The sequence below is a fragment of the Nocardia puris genome (genome assembly GCF_003315035.1).
Lineage (GTDB): Bacteria > Actinomycetota > Actinomycetes > Mycobacteriales > Mycobacteriaceae > Nocardia > Nocardia puris.
Genome location: NZ_QNRE01000007.1, coordinates 1 through 18,137 on the forward strand (window position 1 = coordinate 1; position 18,137 = coordinate 18,137).

The 18,137-nt window shown below is 70.5% G+C and carries 19 protein-coding genes, 1 rRNA gene and 1 riboswitch; of the genes, 14 read left to right on the plus strand and 6 right to left on the minus strand.

Annotated features, from left to right (window positions below; translation table 11 throughout):
* From rrf to DFR74_RS18700, 3 genes are all read left to right on the plus strand, one after another.
* Window positions 1-93: ribosomal RNA gene (rrf, locus tag DFR74_RS18690) — 5S ribosomal RNA — on the plus strand; the annotation flags it as partial.
* Window positions 94-608: 515 nt separating this feature from the next.
* Complete coding sequence (locus DFR74_RS18695) at window positions 609-1,439, plus strand: helix-turn-helix domain-containing protein (protein ID WP_211334142.1); 831 nt, start codon at window positions 609-611, stop codon at window positions 1,437-1,439.
* A gap of 66 nt (window positions 1,440-1,505) precedes the next feature.
* Window positions 1,506-2,087: a dihydrofolate reductase family protein gene (locus tag DFR74_RS18700; protein ID WP_067513969.1), complete on the plus strand. Its 582-nt coding sequence runs from the start codon at window positions 1,506-1,508 to the stop codon at window positions 2,085-2,087.
* Between the two features lie 22 nt (window positions 2,088-2,109).
* On the opposite strand, the gene DFR74_RS18705 is transcribed toward DFR74_RS18700, so the two are convergent.
* The 3 genes from DFR74_RS18705 to DFR74_RS18715 form a co-directional block, all read right to left on the minus strand.
* Complete coding sequence (locus tag DFR74_RS18705) at window positions 2,110-3,132, minus strand: ABC transporter substrate-binding protein (protein WP_067513970.1); 1,023 nt, start codon at window positions 3,130-3,132, stop codon at window positions 2,110-2,112.
* Complete coding sequence (locus DFR74_RS18710) at window positions 3,129-4,007, minus strand: ABC transporter ATP-binding protein (RefSeq protein ID WP_084538170.1); 879 nt, start codon at window positions 4,005-4,007, stop codon at window positions 3,129-3,131. Before DFR74_RS18710 ends, DFR74_RS18705 begins: the two co-directional genes overlap by 4 nt.
* Window positions 4,008-4,457: 450 nt before the next feature.
* On the minus strand, window positions 4,458-5,477 hold the full coding sequence (locus DFR74_RS18715) for a FecCD family ABC transporter permease (protein WP_067513971.1): 1,020 nt from the start codon (window positions 5,475-5,477) through the stop codon (window positions 4,458-4,460).
* 42 nt (window positions 5,478-5,519) lie between these two features.
* A riboswitch (adenosylcobalamin (AdoCbl) riboswitch) is annotated at window positions 5,520-5,605 on the minus strand.
* Between the two features lie 94 nt (window positions 5,606-5,699).
* Between DFR74_RS18715 and DFR74_RS18720 the strand changes: the two genes are divergently transcribed.
* From DFR74_RS18720 to DFR74_RS18745, 6 genes are all read left to right on the plus strand, one after another.
* Window positions 5,700-6,863: an alpha/beta fold hydrolase gene (locus DFR74_RS18720; RefSeq protein ID WP_067513972.1), complete on the plus strand. Its 1,164-nt coding sequence runs from the start codon at window positions 5,700-5,702 to the stop codon at window positions 6,861-6,863.
* Between the two features lie 66 nt (window positions 6,864-6,929).
* Window positions 6,930-8,015: an ABC transporter substrate-binding protein gene (locus tag DFR74_RS18725; protein ID WP_067513973.1), complete on the plus strand. Its 1,086-nt coding sequence runs from the start codon at window positions 6,930-6,932 to the stop codon at window positions 8,013-8,015.
* A 2-nt stretch (window positions 8,016-8,017) separates the two neighbouring features.
* Window positions 8,018-8,887: an ABC transporter permease gene (locus DFR74_RS18730; protein ID WP_067513974.1), complete on the plus strand. Its 870-nt coding sequence runs from the start codon at window positions 8,018-8,020 to the stop codon at window positions 8,885-8,887.
* Window positions 8,863-9,606, plus strand: a complete 744-nt coding sequence (locus DFR74_RS18735) for an ABC transporter ATP-binding protein (protein ID WP_195126791.1) — start codon at window positions 8,863-8,865, stop codon at window positions 9,604-9,606. Before DFR74_RS18730 ends, DFR74_RS18735 begins: the two co-directional genes overlap by 25 nt.
* The gene (locus DFR74_RS18740) at window positions 9,603-10,952 is read left to right on the plus strand and encodes an LLM class flavin-dependent oxidoreductase (protein WP_067513975.1); all 1,350 of its coding nucleotides are present in this window, start codon (window positions 9,603-9,605) and stop codon (window positions 10,950-10,952) included. The genes DFR74_RS18735 and DFR74_RS18740 overlap by 4 nt, the downstream gene beginning before the upstream one ends.
* Window positions 10,953-11,085: 133 nt before the next feature.
* The gene (locus DFR74_RS18745; RefSeq protein WP_232331916.1) at window positions 11,086-12,342 is read left to right on the plus strand and encodes an MFS transporter; all 1,257 of its coding nucleotides are present in this window, start codon (window positions 11,086-11,088) and stop codon (window positions 12,340-12,342) included.
* 280 nt (window positions 12,343-12,622) lie between these two features.
* On the opposite strand, the gene DFR74_RS18750 is transcribed toward DFR74_RS18745, so the two are convergent.
* Entirely contained in the window at window positions 12,623-13,210 is a 588-nt protein-coding gene (locus DFR74_RS18750; protein WP_084538171.1) for a TIGR03086 family metal-binding protein, read from the minus strand.
* A 61-nt stretch (window positions 13,211-13,271) separates the two neighbouring features.
* On the opposite strand from DFR74_RS18750, the gene DFR74_RS18755 reads away from it, so the two are divergent.
* Window positions 13,272-14,051 carry an AraC family transcriptional regulator gene (locus DFR74_RS18755; RefSeq protein WP_084538172.1) on the plus strand — a complete coding sequence of 260 codons (780 nt, stop codon included), beginning with the start codon at window positions 13,272-13,274 and terminating at the stop codon, window positions 14,049-14,051.
* 42 nt (window positions 14,052-14,093) lie between these two features.
* Here the strand turns inward: DFR74_RS18755 and DFR74_RS18760 are convergent, their stop codons facing one another.
* Together DFR74_RS18760 and DFR74_RS18765 are read right to left on the minus strand one after the other, a co-directional pair.
* Window positions 14,094-14,540: a hypothetical protein gene (locus tag DFR74_RS18760; protein WP_067513976.1), complete on the minus strand. Its 447-nt coding sequence runs from the start codon at window positions 14,538-14,540 to the stop codon at window positions 14,094-14,096.
* Window positions 14,541-14,608: 68 nt separating this feature from the next.
* Window positions 14,609-15,193, minus strand: a complete 585-nt coding sequence (locus DFR74_RS18765) for a TetR/AcrR family transcriptional regulator C-terminal domain-containing protein (RefSeq protein WP_067513977.1) — start codon at window positions 15,191-15,193, stop codon at window positions 14,609-14,611.
* Between the two features lie 105 nt (window positions 15,194-15,298).
* Between DFR74_RS18765 and bioB the strand changes: the two genes are divergently transcribed.
* The 4 genes from bioB (at window position 15,299) to DFR74_RS18785 (ending at window position 18,119) form a co-directional block, all read left to right on the plus strand.
* Window positions 15,299-16,336, plus strand: a complete 1,038-nt coding sequence (bioB, locus tag DFR74_RS18770; protein WP_067513978.1) for a biotin synthase BioB — start codon at window positions 15,299-15,301, stop codon at window positions 16,334-16,336.
* A 10-nt stretch (window positions 16,337-16,346) separates the two neighbouring features.
* A complete protein-coding gene (bsaP, locus tag DFR74_RS18775) occupies window positions 16,347-16,574 on the plus strand; it encodes a biotin synthase auxiliary protein BsaP (RefSeq protein WP_067513979.1) in 228 nt (75 codons plus the stop codon).
* Window positions 16,574-17,212 (plus strand): DUF2567 domain-containing protein, encoded by a 639-nt coding sequence (locus DFR74_RS18780; protein ID WP_067513980.1) that lies wholly within the window; start codon window positions 16,574-16,576, stop codon window positions 17,210-17,212. Before bsaP ends, DFR74_RS18780 begins: the two co-directional genes overlap by 1 nt.
* 373 nt (window positions 17,213-17,585) lie before the next feature.
* Window positions 17,586-18,119 (plus strand): DUF1353 domain-containing protein, encoded by a 534-nt coding sequence (locus DFR74_RS18785; protein ID WP_067513981.1) that lies wholly within the window; start codon window positions 17,586-17,588, stop codon window positions 18,117-18,119.
* The last annotated feature ends 18 nt before the right edge of the window (window positions 18,120-18,137 follow it).

Genomic DNA, 18,137 nt, shown 5'->3' on the forward strand with positions numbered 1-18,137 from the left:
ACGCCCGGACCCATTCCGAACCCGGAAGCTAAGGCCACCAGCGCCGATGGTACTGCACTCGACAGGGTGTGGGAGAGTAGGACACCGCCGGACAAATCTTGTGAAAGGCCCCCAACCTCACGGTTGGGGGCCTTTCCGCATTTCCGGGCCCTTCCCCTACGCGGTTCCCCGGCACACGTATTCGGCGGCGCGGGCTTGCCATGCTGCGGTCGGCTGTCGACGAATCCGCAAGCGGTGGAGTGCGATCGACACCGACGATCCCGCCAGCCGCGGCGAGATGACGGTCGTCTACCTTCTCGCCGCCGCCGACGGTGGCACCGACCTGCACGCGACGCACTACAACGTTCCGCCTTCGGTTCGCCCGGAGGACAACGAACTCGGCTGGTCCTCTCCCTCGCGAAACTCACCGATCTCGCCGAACGCGCGGCATGGTGAGCCGCGGAGGGGTCTATGAGTGTCGCCCCCCGGAAAGAGCGTGCCGGGCAGGTCAATCCGGCGTGGAAGCGGGCGACCATGGCAAACGGCCGGGCTCGGTTCCGGAGGCGCAGCGGCTGGGCCATCCCGGCGCGCGACGCCGGCACATCGGCGATGCTGTGAGCATGGAGTACGTGTCCAGAGTGCCGCGACCTCCGCTGGACGGACTGATCGACGACCTCTACTACCTGGAGGGTGCGCCGCCGTACGACCGGCTGACGCTGCCGCCGTCGCCTTCGGCGTTGCTCATCGTCAATCTCGGGGCGCCGTTCCGCATCCGCGGCGGCACCGATCGCGAGACGTCCGAGTACGTCGACGGCTGCGTGGTCACCATGCCCAGTCGTGCGGTGGAGTTCGGCTACCCGCCGTGGACTCGGTCCGTCGGCGTGCACTTCAAGCCGTGGGGGCCGGCGCCGTTCCTGGCGATGCCCGCGACCGAACTGCGTGATCGGCCGGTGACGATCGAGCAGGTGTGGGGCCGGGCCGCCGTCGCTGAACTGCGAGACCGGCTCGCCACCACGGACTCACCGCACTCGATGCTGACGCTGCTCGAGGAGGAGCTGATGCGGCGGCTGCGCGAGACCCCGGGCATGGGGCTGGTCCAGTACACGAGCAACGTCATCGTCGCGACCAATGGGGCGGTGGCGATCGGCGACCTGAGCGAGGCGGCCGGAGTCAGCAGCACCCATCTGGCCCAGCAGTTCAAGGAACTCGTCGGCGTCACGCCGAAGCGACTGGCCCGCGCGCAGCGCTTCACCACCACCGTGCTCGCGATCGATTTCGCCGGACCGATCGACTGGGGCGAGATCGCCGCCGGCGCGGGCTACTTCGACCAAGCTCACTTCGGCCACGAGTTCCGGGCGTTCACCGGTCTCACGCCGACCCGGTACGCCGAGGTCCGGCGGCGGTTCCTGCGCGAACACCCCGGCCACGTCCTCGACAGCTGGCCGCTGCCCGCCGATTGATTTCTTACAAGAGCGACGGATCACGACACGCTAATTTGAGGGCACCCCGAAGCAGAGGAGAGCCCCGTGGGCAAGGTGGTCATGTACAGCTCGGTGTCGGTGGACGGCTTCATCGCCGACGAGAACGACCAGCCCGGACCGCTGTTCGACTGGCTGGCCAGCGGTGACGTGCCGTTGGACGAGAGCGGCACGGTGAAAGTCTCGCAGACGTCCTACGACTACACCCGGCAGTACTGGGACCGGATCGGAGCGACCATCGCAGGCCGCCACGTCTTCGACATGACGGACGGCTGGGACGGGAAGCCCCCGGGCGGGATCGACCACGTGGTCGTCGTGACGCATCGGCCGCCGCCCGAGGGCTGGGACCCCGAGGCGCCGTTTCACTTCGTCGAGGGCATCGAGGCGGCCGTGGCCACAGCGCAGGAACTGGCGGGCGAGCGCCTGGTTGAGGTCGCGGCCGGTGACGTCGGGGGCCAGGCGCTCGCCGCGGGTCTGGTCGACGAAGTGCGAATGGACGTCGTTCCCGTCGTGTTCGGGTCCGGCAAGCGCTACTTCGGGTCGGTCGACGCGCAGCACTTGCTGGAGGATCCCGACGTGGTGATTCAGGGCAACCGGGTGCTTCACCTGCGCTATCGGGTGCGCCGTTGATCGACCTCGACGCCGACCACTCTCAGCGGAGCGCGTCGTCGAAACGGGGCGTGATGTCGGACGGCGGCACCAGGTTCCACGCTTCGAGCTGTTTGCGGATCTGCTCGGCGGCGTCGATGTTCAACGGGCCGCTGGTCCACAGCGCGTAGGGCAGGTTGAGGAAGCGGCCCTCGACCACGGCGGGGAGCTGGTTGATGCCGGGCTTGGCGCGCAGCAGGTTCACCTTCTCCTCGAAGGTCTGCGGCGGGTAGTCCACGAACATGATGGCGTCCGGGTTCGAGGCGGCCAGGCGCTCCCAGGACACGCGGGTCCAGGTGTCCTCGACGTCGCCGAGCACGTTGCGCGCACCGGCCGCCTCCAGGATCGCCTGCGGCGCACCGAATTTACCGCTCGAATACACGGTGTCGCTGGCGCTGTCGAACAGGAAGACCTCCGGGGCGCGTTCGGGGCGCGGGGCTGCGGTGAGGGCGGCGAGGCGGGCGTCGAGGTCGGTGGTGAGTTCGGTCGCGCGGTCCTCGCGGCCCGTGATGGCGCCGAGGTTGGTGAGGTCGGTACGCAGCGCCGTCCACGGTTCCACGATGCCGCGCGCGTGCTCGCCCGACCGGCAGCTCTCGGTGAGGACGTACGCGGCGACGCCGTCCTTGCGCAGGGAATCCGGGGTGAGGTTCTTGGCCTCGTCGTAGCCGTAGCTCCAGCCCGCGACCATCACGTCGGGGCGCTGCGCCAGCACGGTCTCCCGCGAGGGATATTCGGGCGCAACGGAATTCAGGCCGTCCACCACGTCGCCGTAGTGCCTGCGCAACGTATCCGCGTCGCGCTGGATGCTGGACACCGCCGTCACCTGGTCCTGCGCCCCGAGCGCGAGCACCATCGAGATCAGGTTGCCGTCGTTGACGAACATCCGCTGCGCGGGCGCGGGGAACGACACCTCCGCATCGCAGTTGCGCACGGTGAGGTCGCCGGCCGCGGGCGGCTGGGAGGTGCCGCACCCGGCGAGGGTGACGGCCAGCGCGGTCGCGGCCAGCGCTCGATTGCGGATATTCATGAGGTCGCCTCTCGTGGGGTGATCAACAGATGGTCTTCGCCGGTGTCGGGATGGCGCACGCGGGTCGCGCGCACTCCGAACACCTCGCCGACGATCTCGGGCCGCAACGCGACCTCCGGTGGTGTGAGCGGGAGTGCGGAGCCGTTGTGCAGCACCAGGATTCGATCGCAGTACCGGTCGGCGAGCGCGAGTTCGTGCAGCGCCGTCACCACGGTGCGGTTCAGGGTGCGGGCCAGCGACAGCAGTTCCAGGCGGTGCGTGATGTCGAGGTGGTTGGTGGGTTCGTCCAGCATCAGCACCGGCGTGTCCTGGATGAGCGCCCGCGCCAGCAGCACGCGCTGACGCTCGCCGCCGGAGAGTTTGTGCACCGGCCTGCCCGCGAATCCCGCCAGGTCGACCGCCGCCAGCGCCGCGTCGATGACGTGCTGTTCGCGCGGCCCGCCGACACCCCACGGCGGCAGGTAGGGTGTGCGCCCGAGTGCGACCACCTCACCGGCGAGCAGATCGGCGGGCGGCCGCTCGTCCTGCGCCACCAACGCCACGGTCCTGGCCCGCGCCCGAGCCGAAACATCGTGCACGGCAACACCATCCACGGTCACACGCCCGGCCTTCGGTCTGCGCACTCCGGCCAGGACGTGCACCAACGTGGTCTTCCCGCTGCCGTTCGGCCCGACGATCCCCACGACCTCTCCGGGGCCGATCTGGAACTCCGCGCCCCGCACCACTTCTCGGCGCCCCACCGCACACGTCAAACCCTCGGCCACGATCGCGGCCCCACCCTGCTCCCGCCGCCCGAACCCGGACGTGTCGCCGTGCGCCCGCGTTACCCCGGCGCCCAGGACTTCGACCGGTTCGTGGCGCTGAACCTCACTCATCGCCGGCCGCCCGTGGTCCGCTCGGCATCTCGTGCCGGATTCGAGATGGCGCCCCGGTTGCCGCCGCGCGGGTATGCCCATCGCCCGACCGATTGGTACGTCGGGCACGGGTCGGACCTACCGCACCCGCCTGATGCTCGGCGGAGCGGCATTCAGGACCCGTTGCCTCGGTGGCGATTTCGCCGAATCCCGGAGTCTGATGGCTGGCGTGAGGACCCTCGGGCCGACGGCGCGAACCCGGGCTGTGCCCGGTGCCGTTGCCGGAGATCGGAGCCAGACCCGAAGTACCGCTGAGCCATACAACGGAACGATGGCCGCGAGCGGAGTCGGGCCATGGTGGGCTGAGTCTGCCGCCGACACCCCGGCACGCATGGTTCAGCCGAGGTCGCTGGGCTACACGCTGATCGACGGGTAGTGCAACGCCGAATCCCGGAGCCCGGTGAACGCCCCTCATGCGTCACCGAACCGGTAGCGGCGGCGGCCGAGGAGGAGCAGGAATGTCGGGGCGCCGATGAGGCCGGTGAGGACGCCGACGGGGATCTCGGTGGGCGGGACCAGGACTCGGGTGGCGGCGTCGGCGACGACCAGGAACAGGGCGCAGACGGGCAGGAGCGTGCGGTGGCGCGGGCCGACGAGCAGGCGGGCGGCGTGCGGGACGACCAGGCCGACGAACCCGATCCCGCCCGACACCGCGACCAGCACCCCCACCAGCACCGCAAGCAGTACGAACAACGCGATCCGCAACTGTTTCACCGGCACGCCCACGGAGGTGGCCGTGTCCGCTCCCAACGTGAGTGCGTCCAGCCAGCCCGCCGCCGCGACCAGCGCAGCCCCGCACAGCAGTACCACCGTCAACGGCAGGCCGAGGGTCGCCCAGTCCGCACCGGCGAGACTGCCGAGCAACCAGAACAGCACCGACTGCGCGGCGGCGGGATCGGCGCTGCGGAACACGAGGTAGCTGCTCAGCGCCGCGAACGCCGAGCCGAGCACGGTCCCGGTGAGCACCAGCCGCAGCGGCGTGAGACCGCCCTGCGCGATCGCGATGAAGAACACGAGCCCGGCCGCCATCGACGCACCCGCCAGCGCGCCGCCGGTGAGCGCCCACACACCCGCGCCGGCAAACAGCCCGGAGGTGATGACGGCCGCCGCGCCGACCCCGGCCCCGGACGACACGCCGAGCAGGAACGGATCGGCGAGCGGATTGCGCACCAGCGTCTGCATGGCGGCCCCGGCCAGCGCGAGTCCGGCGCCCACGATCGCGGCCAGCAACGTTCTGGGCACCCGCAGCTGCCACACGATGGTGTCCAGGCTCAGATCCACCGGCGCCACGCCCGTGAGCCGGTGGCGCAGGACCTCCACCACCGACGACACCGGCAGTGTCTCCGCGCCGAAACCGGTGGCCGCCACCATCGCCACGACCAGCAGTGTCCCGAGCACGGGGACGGCGATCGAGGTCCGCACGCGGATCATCGGCGGTGCTCCACAGGCAAGTCGCGGCCCTTCCAGAGAAGTCCGGCGGGGGAGGTCTGACTTTCGCCGCGAGGCGATCACAGTGGCGCGACCGTTCCGGATTCTCACCGGATTCCCGCACCCGCCGGGGATTGATCAGCAAACTCTACCGTTCGGCCCGCGCCGCCCCGACGGCCGGTCGGCGACGTGGCGAGGGTGCGCGTCCGTCGTTACCGTGAAGAGATGTCGCCGAGGGACGAACGGCATCCGTCCACCGTCAGCGACTGGGATGACGAGCGGCGCAAGGCCCGGCTCCGCGAGACCCGGTTCGGGTTCCGGTGGGAGGGGTGGCGTCGCACCCGGCTGACGCTGTCGCGGGTCGCCGCGCTGCTGATCCTGGCCCTCACGGTCGCCGCCCAGTACTGGGTGTACGACGTGATGCCCGAACGGGCGCGGCTCGCGCTGACCGAGCCGGCGCTGCTGCCCGTCGCGCCGCCCGCCGAGGATTCGGGCTGGGACACCGCGGTGGTCGACATGGTGGGCCTGGGCAACTTGAACGCCGCCGACACCGCCGCCGCGCTGCCCTCGCTCAACCGGATCGGCGTGGTGTGGGCGATCCGCTACGACAACGAAGGCATCGACAGCCGCGTGATCGCGGACCTCATCGTGCGCGCCGCCCAGATGTCGGGGGTGCGCAATATCGTGCTGGCCGGGCACAGCATGGGCGGGGTGATCGCGCTCGAGGTCGCCGAGCACATCCACCGCGGCAGCGACCGGCGGCTGGTGGCGGTGCTGCTCGACTGCACGCCCATGGATCTGAACGCGGTGCGCCCGGAGAGCCGCGGCCGGGGCGAGGACATGCTGCGCTGGATGGGCTGGCTGCCGGGCGCGCGGGAGAGCCGCACGATGCGCTTCGCCGTCGAAACCTACGCTCGCCGTGATCGTTTCATCGACCGGACCGGTCCGGTGCCCGGGATCGCGGCCGGTGAGCTGGGCGAGGTGTTCGACGAGGTGCTGACGGAGAAGATCCTCTCGCACAACGCCGCGAGCAACGGGCTGATCCATTCGCAGTTCCTGGCCATCGTCGGCGGCGGCGCGGTGGACAATCTGCGCGCCCTGTCCGAGCCTGTCGACGGAAAGCCGCGCCCCGCAATCGTTTTCCTGCGGCCGCGGGTCGGCTCGCACGACGGCGTGGTCGACGTGGACTACTCGCACCGGGTGTTGCTCGAACAGGTCGGCGGGCCCGACGGCAGTCTGCTGGTGGCCTATCCGCGCGGCACGGGCCACGCGAATCCGCGCCAGGCTCCGCAGGGCTACAACGAGGTGATCGAGGCGCAGGTGCTGCCGTTCGTGCAGCGCTATCTGGACCGGGCCCGCGACGTCCACTACACCGCGTCACCTCGGTGAGTGTCTTTCGAATCACGCTAACGCTAACGGTTTCAGCGGCTCCCGGGCCCTGCTTCAATTCGCGTCATGTTTCGACCGAGTACGTTCCTTCCCGGCCTCCGTGGCCGCACCACCGCCGCTCTGCTCGCCGTGGCGACGGCCGCGACCCTCGGACTGACCGGCTGCGCGAAGGACGACGCTCCGGTCGCCGCCTCCGACGCCCCGCTCACCTCCACCGTGCCCGCGGGCACCGAACTCGTGATCGCCGACCAGTCCGAGCGGTTGCAGCAGGCGCTGCGCGCGTCCGGTGAACTGGACAAGCTGCCGTTCGAGGTGGAATTCGCCAACTTCGTCGGCGGCCCCGCGATTCTCGAGGCGTTCCGCGCCGGCGCGGCGGATGTGGCGCCCGTCGGTGATGTGCCGCCGATCCACGCGCTGGCCGCGGGCCAGGACGTGCCGATCATCGCCGCCTATCGCACCGCCACCAACGCGCTGAAACTCGCGGTGGCGCCGGGACAGTCGATCACGACGCTGGCGGAGCTGAAGGGCAAGAAGATCGCCTACGCCGAGGGCACCGCCCAGCAGGCGGCGGTGCTGCGGGCGCTGGACAAGGCGGGCCTGGAAACCGGTGACGTGGAACTGGTCCGGTTGCAGTTGGCCGAGTTCCCCGACGCGATCCGCACCGCCCAGGTGGACGTGGCCCCGCTGATCGAGCCGAACGTCACCCGGTTCCTGCGCACCCCGGGCGCCTCGCTCATCCCCGATTCCGAGACCGAGGGCATCTACCCGGGCCTGGCCTATCTCTACGCGCGCCGCGAGGCGACCAACGATCCCGCCAAGTCGGCGGCGCTGGCCGTGCTGGTCGGCGCGTATGTGCGGGCCTACCAGTGGGTCAACACCCACCCGCAGGAGTGGGCGCAGCAGTACTACGTGGACAACCAGAAGGTCGGCCCCGAGGACGCGACCCGCATCATCGAGTCCCTGGGCGCCTACACCTTTCCGAACTTGAACGAGGATCTGATCGCCCAGCAGCAGTCCACCATCGACGCGATCGACGCCGCGGGCGAACTGCCCAGGAAGGTCAGCGCTTCCGACGGTTTCGACCTGCGCTTCGCCCCGTTCATCGAGCAAGCGGTCGCCGAATCCGGCGCCGCCACCGACCCCAAGGAATAGCGATGGCGACCATCGAGGCCGGGGTGCTCGGCCGCCGCGTCGGCGGCGCGGCGAGCAGCAACCCCGCGGAATTGCAGGCGCGGGGCAAGGTTTCGCGCCGCAGGCTCGGTCCGGGCAAGGCGATCCCGTTCGGATTCGCGCTCGGCCCGGCGCTGCTGATCCTGGCGTGGGTGCTCGGTTCGGCGACCGGGTCGCTGGATCCGGAGACGTTGCCCGCGCCGTGGACGGTGGCGCAGACGGCCGGCGATCTCATCGCCGACGGCCGGTTGCAGTCCAACCTGCTCACCTCGGTGCAGCGCGCCGGGATCGGCCTGGTGCTGGGCGTCGGCATCGGTGTGGTGCTCGCGCTGCTGGCGGGGCTGAGCCGGTGGGGCGAGGCGCTGCTGGACGGGCCGGTGCAGATCAAGCGCGCGGTGCCGACGCTGGCGCTGATCCCGCTGTTCATCGTGTGGTTCGGCATCGGCGAGGAGATGAAGCTCGTCGTCATCACCACCAGTGTGCTGGTGCCCGTCTACATCAACACCCACGCCTATCTGCGCAGCGTGGACGCCCGGTACGTGGAACTGGCCGAGACCGTGAAGCTTTCGTGGTGGCAGTTCATCCGGCGCATCGCGCTGCCGGGTTCGCTGCCCGGGTTCTTCATCGGATTGCGCCTGGCCGTGACGATTTCGTGGCTGGCCCTGGTGGTGGTGGAGCAGGTGAACGCCACCAGCGGCATCGGGTACCTGATGACGCAGGCGCGCACCTACGGCCAGATCGACGTGATCGTCGTCGGTTTGGTGATCTACGGATTGCTCGGCCTGTTCGGCGATGTCGCGGTGCGGGCGTTGGAGAGGAAGGCGCTGTCGTGGCGGCAGACACTGGCGGACTGAATGTGGTCCGTACCCGCGCGCTGAGACGCGGGTTCGGCGACCGCGTGGTGTTGCGCGGCATCGATCTGGACATCGCGCGCGGCGAATTCGTCGCGCTGCTGGGCCGCAGCGGCTCGGGCAAGAGCACACTGCTGCGCGCGCTGGCCGAATTGGACGACGACGTCCCGGGTTCCGGTGAACTCACCGTGCCCGAGGAGCGCGCCGTAGTGTTCCAGGATTCGCGGCTGCTGCCCTGGGTGCGCGTGCTCGACAACGTGACGCTGGGCCTCACCGGCTCCGGCGCGGCCGAGCGCGGCCGGGCGGCGCTGGCCGAGGTCGGGCTCGAGGGCCGGGAAAAAGCTTGGCCGCGTGAGCTTTCCGGTGGTGAGCAGCAGCGTGTGGCGCTGGCGCGCTCGCTGGTGCGCGAACCCGAATTGCTGCTGGCCGACGAGCCGTTCGGCGCGTTGGACGCGCTGACCAGGATCCGCATGCACGTGCTGTTGCAGGACCTGTGCGCCAAGCACAAGCCCGCCGTGCTGCTGGTGACCCACGATGTGGACGAGGCGGTGCTGCTCGCCGACCGCGTGCTGGTGCTCGACGAGGGGCGCATCGCGCTGGACCGCCGCATCGAGCTGGATCGTCCACGCCGCCACAGTGATCCGGGGTTCACCGCCTACCGCGAAGAGCTGCTGGCGGGGCTGGGCGTGGAGACTTACGAGGAAGAGAAGAAGGCGTCATGACCGAGCCGCGTCAGCTGAGCCTGAATGCGTTCATCTACCCGTCGGGCCATCACGAGGCGGCCTGGCGGCACCCGGACAGCAGGCCCGACCGCATCTACGACGTCTCCTACTACCAGGAGATCGGCCGTACCGCCGAGGCCGCCACGTTCGACGCGGTGTTCTTCGCCGACGGTCCCGCGCTGCGCACCAACGTGCGGCACAACGCCGCGCCCGGACTGGAGCCGATCACGCTGCTCACCGCGATCGCCTCGGCCACCACGCATCTCGGGCTGATCGCGACCGCGTCCACCACCTACTACGAGCCCTACAACCTGGCGCGGCTGTTCTCCTCGCTGGATCACATCTCCGGCGGGCGGGCCGGTTGGAACATCGTCACCACCGCGACGGAGGTGGCGGCGGCCAACTTCGGGCTCGAGCACCACCCCGACCACGTCGAAAGGTACGCGCGGGCACGCGAATTCGTCGATGCCGTGATCGCGCTGTGGGACAGCTGGGAGGACGACGCGATCCTGCTGGATCGCGAGGCGGGCGTGTACGCCGATCCGGACAAGATTCACCGCATCGACTTCGAGGGCGAATATCTCAAGGTGCGTGGGCCGTTCAGCGCCGCGCGCACCCCGCAGGGGCACCCGGTGCTCGTGCAGGCCGGCGCGTCGAACGAGGGACGCGCCTTCGCGGGCCGGTACGCGGAGGCGATCTTCACCGCGCACCAGCGGCTCGAGGACGCGCAGCGCTTCTACGCCGACATCAAGGAGCAGGCGCGCGGATTCGGGCGTAACCCCGAGCATGTGAAGATCCTGCCGGGCATCTCGCCGTTCATCGGCGACACCGAGGCGGCGGCGAAGAAGCTGGAGCGGGAGTTCAACGAGCTCACCGTGCCGGAATACGGTCTGGCGCAACTGGAGAGCATCGTCGGCAAGAGCTTGCGGCACCTGCCGCTGGACGAGACGGTGCCCGCCGACGTGTTCGCCGACGCGGGCGACGTCACCGACAACAACCGCAGCCGGTTGCAGGTCGTCGCGGGCATCGTGGAGCGCGAGCGGCCGACGGTGCGCGGGTTGCTGCACCGGCTGGCGGGCGCGCGCGGGCATCGGGTGTTCGCGGGCACGCCCGAGCAAGTGGCCGATACGATCGAGGGGTGGTTCCGCCACGGCGCCGCAGACGGTTTCAACGTGATGCCGCCCTACTACCCGGGCGGGCTGGAGGTGTTCGCGGAGACGGTGGTGCCGATCCTGCGCGAGCGCGGGCTGTTCCGCACCGAGTACACCGGCACCACCCTTCGCGATCACTTCGGGTTGCCGCGTCCGGAGAGTCAGTTCGCCCGCCGTCCCGTGCTCGCGGGATGAGGGTGGGGCGTTGTCCCGAGATCAGTTCGCAGGACCGCGGCTCTCGTAGTGAATCACACGGTGGCCGAACGTCATTGACGGTGTGCGGTCGACCGGCTCCGGTCGGCGGGGCCCCTCGCGCGGAGACCGCGCGGTGAGCCTCACCGGCGAATCCGACCTACGCGGCGCGACACCGGAACCCGGGAAACCGCCGCCGCGCACCAAGTTGCGGTCCATGGCGCTGGCGGTGTTCGTGCCGTCGGCGGTGTTCGGAATCGGTTCCGGCGCTTCGGCTCCCATGTTGCCGCTGCGGGCGCTGGAACTCGGCGCATCGGTCGGTATGGCGGGTGTGGTCGTCGCGATGATGGGTTTCGGCCTCATCCTCGGCGACCTGCCCGCCGGGCGGTTGGTGGCGCGCACGGGGGAGCGCAAGGCCATCGCGCTCGGCTCGCTGGTGTGCGCCGTGGGGATGCTCATCGCCATCCTCGCGCCGAATATCGCGGTGTTCGCCGTGGGGCTGTTGATCAACGGCGCCGCAGGTGCGGTGTGGGGCCTGGCGCGGCAGACGTATGTGGTGTCGGTGGTGCCGAGCGCCGATCGCGGGCGGGCGTTCTCGGCGCTGGCGGGGTGGATGCGGTTCGGGTTCTTCAGCGGACCGTTCCTCGGCGCGGGCGTGGTGCACTGGCTCGGGCCCGTCGGTGGACTGTGGATGCACTTCGCCGCCGTGGTCGTGGGTGGTCTGCTGGTGTTGGCCATGCCCGAACCCGAGAGTGCGCCGATGACCGCGAGCCACCACACGATTCGTTCGGTCGTGGTCGAAAACCGCAGGCTGCTGGGCACTCTCGGACTGGGGGCGCTGCTCATGGGGGCGGCGCGCGCGTCCCGGCAGTCGCTGCTGCCGCTGTGGGCCGTGCACGTGGGCGCCGACGCCGCCACCACCAGCCTGCTGTTCGGCGTGGCGGGGGCGGTGGACGTGCTCATGTCGTATCCGTCCGGGATCTGGCTGGACCGCTTCGGGCGCCGCGCGATCGGCGTGCCGTCCATGGTCCTGTTCGGGATCGGTTACGCCGCACTGCCGTTCGCCGGCTCCGTCGCCGGGCTGGCGGGCGTGGCGGTGCTGCTCGGCTTCGCCAACGGCCTCAGCAACGGCGTCATCATGACCGTCGGCGCCGATATCGCCCCACCCGGCCGCCGCGCCGAATTCCTCGGGGCCTGGCGCCTCACCCACGACATCGGCATGTTCGCCGGCCCCATCGCGGTGGGCGTGATCAGCGGTGTCACCGTCCTCGGGGCGGCCGCCGCGGCCCTCGCGGTGGCGGGTGCGGCGGGCGCGGGCGCGATGTATCGCTGGTTCCCGGATCACCCACGGGCCGAGACGGTTTCGGCGGACGGCTCGGCGAAGCCCGCGTGAATCGGCCGCCGGTGCCGGATGGGTTCGTGAGCGCGTCGGGCTCGACGCGATGGTTTCCGCCTTCTCGACCCCTCGCTGTGTCGGGACAGCTTCGCCGCGAGAGGCCGGCTCGCGGCCTTCGAATCGAGTCTGATCGGCGATGCCGAGAGTGCGGAGAGCGGCCGCTGGGATGCGGTGGATTTCGTCGTGTACGACGCGTTCACGGCCGCCCGTCTGCCCGGCTATCCGAGGCCGGGCGACGACCGGTGGTCGCCGCCCCGTCCAGCGGGGAATCCGTGGATCAGTCGGGCCGCGTCCAGTGCGGGTCGCGGCCGCTGAGGCCGAGGAGGCGGTCGAGCAGGGGAGCGGTGGGGGATACGGGGACTTCCGGGCCGAAGGCGCCCATGTCGCGGCCCATCGGGGCGGTGGCCTCGAGGTGGTCGTGCGCGAAGCGGAGCAGGTCGTCGTCCCAGATCGGTGTGAGGTTCAGGGCGCGGCTCAGATCCCAGCTGTGGACGGTCAGTTCGGTGACGACCATGCCGCCGATGAGCGGGGCGGGCAGCTCCGTGGGGCCGGCCACGTGGGTCGTGCCCTGCCAGGCGGACGGGTCGCGCCACGCGGCGGCGAGGTCGTCGAGGTAGGTGTCGAGGGCGGCGGACCAGTCGCCCGCGACGAGATCGACCTCGGATTCGGTCGGGGCGGGTGGGGCGACGGTCTGCTTGCGGGCCGCCCCCGCCAGGGACGGACCCCAGAACAGCAGGTGGTTGAGCAGGGCGCGCACGTCGAATTCGGCGCACGGTGTCGGCGCGGTGAGCTGCTGCGGCGACACCGATCGAATCAGTTTCGACATCGGGGCCGCGGCCCGCTCCACGAGTTCGGTTTCGGACATACATCGAGGTAACCACCCTGATCGGGCGCTGTCTTGAACAAACGCGACATACACTCGCCGCGTGCGGCGCGACGTGCGGGAACTCGGCGGTGCGTGGCGCGAATTCCAGCGCCACACGGTCACCGCGCCATCGGAGGCGCTGGCGCGCCACGTCGAGCGGTACTGGGCCGTCACCTGGGAGTACGAGCGCCCCTACCGGCAGCTGGTGGTGCCGCTGCCGAACGTCCACCTGTCCTTCCGCGACGGACGCGCCGAACTGCACGGCCCCTCGTCCTCCCACGCCTTCCGCGAGCTGGCGGGCGCGGGCTCGGTGTTCGGCGTCGCGTTCCGCCCCGGCATGTTCCGCCCGTTCCTCGGCGCTCCGGTCTCGGGCCTGCGCGACCGGGTGGTCGACGCCGCGACGGTGTTCGGCCCCGATCTGCCGGAGCCCGAGGTCGACGCGGTCGAGCGGTTCCTCCTGGAACACCTGAAGGGGATGCGACCCGACACCCGCGCGGAGACATCAGTACCCGACACCGATCCACAAGCCGACCTGGCCTACCGCGTGGTCACCGCCATCGCCGACGACACCGGCGTGACGAGAATCGACGAGATCGCCCGCCGCTTCGGCCTGAGCGTGCGCGGAGTGCAGCGGCTGTTCGCGGACTACGTCGGCATCGGCCCGAAGTGGGTGGTGCGCCGCTATCGCTTGCACGAGATCACCGAACGCCTGGCCGAGGACGCCGACATCGACTGGGCCGCACTGGCCGCCGCGCTCGGGTACGCCGACCAGGCCCATCTCAGCCGCGACTTCCGCAAGATCTTCGGCGAACCGCCGACCCACTACGCGCAGCGGTACTGAGCGCGGGACGGACCGCGCCGAACCGGCCGCGATCCCGTCCGCTCAGCCGACCTTCTTGCAGATCGAGTCCTGGTAGGTGGGGTCGGTCGGCAGCGGGAGTCCGAGGTAGGTGACCACTGTGTCGATGATGTCGAGCAGTCCATTCGCCGGTGGCACGGTGATCCGGCCGTCGTAGACGGTGCGGCCGTCGGGCTCGCGCACCTCTAGCCGGTGCTCACCCGCGGGCGCCGGGCAGATCCGGTGGTACTTCGGCGCGCCGGCCAGGTCGCCGCGGCCGAATTCGCACTCCTCCTGCTGATTCCCGTTCAGCCAGATGGTGTGCCGGGTCGGTTCGGCGGGCGAGTCCTTCACGATGGTGACCAGGTACCGGCCCCGGCCCTCGAGCACGGACACGGACTGGGCCGCCGACGCGGTGGGCATCGCGAGCAGCGGCAGCGCGACGGCGGTGAGCGCGGTCGCGGCGGCGAGCATCTTCCGGCGTTGGGTCATGGTGTCATCGCACCATCCGGTCGCGGCGGCGCCATGACCACAGTTCTCGCGTGTCCCGGCTCTCGCGGTCAGCGCACCTCGGCGCCCAGCCGGTGCCGCACGCCGCTGGCGAACAACTGGAGCCCGAAGTCGAAGCGCGCGGTGGGGTCGGGGGCCTCGTCCAGCGGCGAACCCGAATCGGGCAGGGCGCCGGCCGAATCCATCTGCAGGCGCGACTGTTCGTCGAGGGTGTAGCCGAGCACGTAGTACAGCAGCGTGTAGGCGGCGAGTTCGGCTTCGGCGCGGGGCATGCCGGCGCGCAGGATCGCCGCCACCAGCCGCTCGCGCCCCTTGCTGGTGGTCAGGCGTGAGGCGTAGGTGGCCGAGACCAGTTCGGCGCCGTCGCGGTAGGCGAGCAGGCAGTCGCGCAGGCGGTGCGCGAGTTCGCCGATCCGCCCGGCCCAGTCCTCGGCGGCGACCGGATCCTCCATCGGCGCCAGGATGCGGTCGGCCACCGCGCCGAGCAGCGCCTGCTTGTTCGGGAAATGCCAGTACAGCGCGCCCGGCTGCACCTGCAGCGAGCCGGCCAGCCGCCGCATGGTCAGATCGGCCAGACCGTACTGGTCCAGGATGGCGATGGCCCCGTCGACCACGTCCGACCGGTGCAGTTGCACGGTGTGGGTCCTCCCCGTCGTGTTTTGACTCACTGTTGCCGCTACCCTAGCCTGAACACCGTTCAAGTTGCACGGCCACCTCGGCCGGACGAAGGGATTCGTGCTGTGACCCAGGCACCCGTGAAGACCGGCGAGCCCGTCGGGACCGACACCGACATCTTGGCCGTCGCCCGCGAGCAGGTGCTCGAGCGCGGCGTCGGCCTCACCCAGGAACAGACCCTGGACGTGCTGCGCCTGAGCGACGACCGGCTCGAGGAGCTGCTCGCCCTCGCGCACGACGTGCGCATGAAGTGGTGCGGCCCCGAGGTCGAGGTCGAGGGCATCATCTCGCTCAAGACCGGCGGCTGCCCCGAGGACTGCCACTTCTGCTCGCAGTCGGGCCTGTTCCAGTCGCCGGTGCGCGCCGCCTGGCTCGACATCCCGAGCCTGGTCGAGGCCGCCAAGCAGACCGCCAAGTCCGGCGCCACCGAGTTCTGCATCGTCGCCGCCGTGCGCGGCCCCGACGCGCGCCTGATGGCCCAGGTCGCCGCGGGCGTCGAAGCGATCCGCAACGAGGTCGACATCCAGGTGGCCTGCTCGCTGGGCATGCTCACCCAGGAGCAGGTGGACCAGCTGGCCGCCATGGGCGTGCACCGCTACAACCACAATCTCGAGACCGCCAAGTCGCACTTCCCCAACGTGGTCACCACCCACACCTGGGAGGAGCGCTGGGACACCCTGCGCATGGTGCGCGAGGCGGGCATGGAGGTGTGCTGCGGCGGCATCCTCGGCATGGGCGAAACCCTGGAGCAGCGCGCCGAATTCGCCGCGCAGCTGGCCTCGCTCGAGCCCGACGAGGTGCCGCTGAACTTCCTCAACCCGCGCCCCGGCACGCCGTTCGGCGATCTCGAGGTGCTGCCGGCCGCCGAGGCGCTCAAGGCCGTCGCGGCGTTCCGCCTCGCGCTGCCGCGCACCATGCTGCGCTTCGCGGGCGGTCGCGAGATCACCCTCGGCGACCTGGGCGCCAAGCAGGGCATCCTGGGCGGCATCAACGCCGTCATCGTCGGCAACTACCTCACCACGCTGGGCAGGCCCGCGGAGGCCGACCTGGATCTGCTGGGCGAGCTGAAGATGCCGATCAAGGCGCTCAACGAAACACTGTGACGGCGCGGCCATGAGTAATCTCGTGGACATGGACGAGCGCTACAACCCGTTCACCGGCAAGCGGATCGTGCCGGGACTCGACGACGCCATGCCCGCCGCGGCCGCGCTGGGCCTGGAGCCGCCCCGGTTCTGCGAACAGTGCGGACGCCGCATGATCGTGCAGGTGAGCCCCGACGGCTGGTGGGCCAAGTGCTCCCGGCACGGCGTGACCGACTCCAAGAGTCTGGAACACCGCTAGTGGCGGCCGTCGGAGTGCGCCGGGAGGCGTCGTCGGCGCTGCTCGTGCTCGCGGGCGTGGTGGTGGCCAGTCTGCTGGTCGGCGTGCTGTGGGGGTGGCTGGCGCCGTCCGAGCAGTTGCTCGTCGTGGAACCCGAACGCGGCTCCTCGCTCACGGGGGAGAGCATGCACCGGTTCGATGCGCTCGCGCTGTTCGTCTGCGCGGGTGCGGTGACCGGGCTGCTCACCGCGGTGGCGGCGTGGCGGTGGCGCGCGGTGCGCGGGCCGCTGCTGCTGCTCGGGGTGGTGTCGGGTTCGCTGATCGGCGCGTACGGCATGGCGTGGGCGGGGGAGCTGGTCTCCGAGGTGCGCTATCCGCGCCCCGACAACCCGGCGGTCGGCCAGATCGTCACGCTCCCCGCCGAATTGGACACCGCGCTCGGACTCCTCGCGCAACCGCTGGTGGCCTCGCTGGTGCTGCTGTTCCTCGCGGTGCTCAGTCCCACGGAGGACCTGGGGACCGGCTATAGCGGGCCGTTCGGGCAGAGCCGTCCCGTCGAGACGTACACGCCCGGACCGGCGGGCCCGGTCGACCCGTTCGCAATACCCTACGGAACCTACGGCGGCGGAACCGATCCCAGGTCACACCACGCTCACTGAACACGCGACGCGAAGGCGCACCCGACCTGGAATGGTGGGTGCGCATTCGCTTTTCGAGGCGTGCCTGCCGCGCTGATGAACACCGCCGCGGCCGGGCCGCTATCGGGAAGCGGGTTCGCGAGCGAGGTTCACGCGGGAACGAACGGGTCGCGCAGTGGGCGGAGACCATCGGTTGTCTCGCCCTGCTGGTCGGCGCGGCGGAGGTGGCGCTCACCACCGGGACGGCGCCGGTGTTCGTGCTCGCCCTCTGCGGAGCCGCCGCGCTCGGCGGTTACGTGCTCCGGTACGCGACCGACCGGCGCCTGGCGCCCGACCGCGCGCGCCGGCCATAGACTCCCTCGCGTACAGGGGATTTTCCGGAGAGAGGAGGGCCATGGCGTTCGTCGGCGGCGGTCCGATCGTCGAGGAACTCGACGCGCAGTTCTGGCGGCTGACCGAGCCGTTGGTGTATCGCGGCGCGGTGGACGAGTTCACCGTGCCCGCCGGGTTCCGCACCGACTTCGCGTCGGTGCCAAGGGCGCTGGTGTGGTTGATCCCGCGTATCGGCGCCTACACCCGCGCCGCCATCCTGCACGACTACCTGTTGCAGTCGAAGGTGGTGAGCACGGTCGACGCCGACGGCCTGTTCCGCCGCTGCCTGCGCGAACTCGGCGTCTCGTTCGCGCGCCGCTGGATGATGTGGGCCGGAGTGCGCGTCGCGAACAGGCTTGCCGGCACCACCGCGCGCGAGTTCGCGCTGTTCTTGCTCATCGCCGTGCCGTCAGTGGTGTTCCTGGCGGTGCCGGTGATCGTGGTGACGCTGTTCCTGTGGTTGTTCTGGGCGGTGGAGCTGGTGTTCTGGGCGGTCGGGAAGGTGCTGGGCCGTACGACCGAGGCCGCGCCGCCGCCGCAGATGAAGACGGACTGAGCGTGCTCGGCCGGACCC